The 1,808-nt window shown below is 41.8% G+C and carries 2 protein-coding genes; one reads left to right on the forward strand and one right to left on the reverse strand.

The annotated features are described in order from the left end of the window. Window positions 1–205 precede the first annotated feature (205 nt). Window positions 206–1,507 carry an ankyrin repeat domain-containing protein gene (locus KDK14_RS03270; protein ID WP_257263591.1) on the forward strand — a complete coding sequence of 434 codons (1,302 nt, stop codon included), beginning with the start codon at window positions 206–208 and terminating at the stop codon, window positions 1,505–1,507. Between the two features lie 27 nt (window positions 1,508–1,534). On the opposite strand, the gene KDK14_RS03275 is transcribed toward KDK14_RS03270, so the two are convergent. Further along, a partial coding sequence (locus KDK14_RS03275; RefSeq protein WP_257263592.1) for a hypothetical protein occupies window positions 1,535–1,808 on the reverse strand: 274 nt, incomplete at its 5' end.

Consider the following 1,808-nt stretch of genomic DNA (forward strand, 5'->3'; position numbering starts at 1 on the left):
ATATTAAATTGGTAAAATTCTTCCGGTGCAATCAAAACCTTACGGATTCAGGTACAGATAAAAACACTGAACAGGTTCACGGCAATTTTGCTGAAGAGGGGAACTCAAGCAGACTATCGCTGTCTGAAATTCAGAAGAACAAAAGCCGTGATAAAAAATACCTACCATAGTCCTAAAATGTTGCGTTCTTCAGGAGTTGAGATTTATGATCGCCAACTTGGCCGTCCCTCATCAAGTGACTACTTCGACAGGTGAGGGAGTTCCCCTCGCACCGGGCAAAGACCAGGCCAGAAACGAAGGTTCCAGGATCGGCCGGGCAAATCATTGGTCTTATATTGTTGATAATGGTCGCTGGGCCTTGTCTTTGATATCCGGTTTTTTGTATGAACCACTTGCCATCCTGGGAAGAAAGATCGCCCGGACTGAACCCGTCGCCAGTCTGCTGCTGCAGCGATATGTTCAGGAGCAGAATACTGATCATGTTCAATGGATGATCAGTAATGAAATAACCTTTGATCAAAGGCACAGTCAGCTAGTCCGCCAAGCATATGATAATTGTGACAGCAGGACTCTGGATGTATTACTGAAAAACAACTCGCCTGCTGACGAACTGTTAAAACATTTGGCCGAGGAGCAGGAACCAAGCCTACTAAGGAAGCTGATCGAATCTTACCATCTGAAGTTAAACAAGGATCATTATAACCTGGTTATTTTTGCAGCCTCCATTGGTGATGTTGAGCTGCTGCACATACTTTTAGAAAAAGGCGTTCCGATCACTCATGACTTTGAAGGGAACATTGAATGGAAAAAAACACCAATGCTGGCCGCTATTCGGGGTGGGCATCTCGATGCTGTCAAGTTGCTGATTGCAAGGGGAGCAGCCTCGGTGGAAAATAATGTGAAATTGTTTGATTGTGCTTTTCATGCGCAACAAAACAGAAATGAAATAATCGTATGTCTGTTACAGGAAGAAACCTTAGCCAAAACAGTCTTCAGTCCATTGTTTTCCAATAGAGAGGAAAGAGGAAAAGCGAGAGAGAAATTACTCTGGGACCTTACAGTCATATTTTCCTGGGCAAGAGATAATTACACTTGTAATAATCATATTCTATGCTTGTTGCTGCTAGAATTGGGCGGTTACAGTCATCTCAATCACCTTATCGGCTCCTTTGATGATGAACAATGCAAACGCCTGTGTATTGAAGGTGTGGAAAAAAACATACTTGATATCGATTGGAAAAGCGGTGATAACTTCAGGCATATGCTTATACTTGCGGTTAAAAAAGCTCATCGACAATTGCAGTGTACACGTTTTCTTTCACTTCAAGCTTTGGCTTATGCATCAATTAAACGATGTTTGAACCACAAATATGGAATGAATGCCGACAGGTTTCATGAAGCCATATCCGGTATAGATGGTATGGCTTTACCTAAATGTATGAAGGATAAAATTGCAAAACAATTTTTAGATCCGGTACCAAACAAATATCTCATTAATTCATTATAATACGATTCCATTTGACTCCTTTCCCTATCATAGGGATTCAGGGAACTTCATATCGAAACACAAATTCTCTAAATGCGGAAAGCCAAACATCAACTGCTTGACGCTTGATGGCCAATTGTAAAACTGGATATATGATGGAGGCCCCATCATAGTGTACTCAGTTAATTTGACTTCAAAGAACTCTCCATTCTTCTTCCTTAACTCTTTAATCCCGTCCCTGAGGACCTTGGGGTTGTCTTCATATCCTTCATGCATATCACCATACAAACTACCCTCAACCGTGGTGCAGAGCATTTCCCCT

Source organism: Endozoicomonas sp. ONNA2 (assembly GCF_024606365.1).
Classification (GTDB): domain Bacteria; phylum Pseudomonadota; class Gammaproteobacteria; order Pseudomonadales; family Endozoicomonadaceae; genus Endozoicomonas.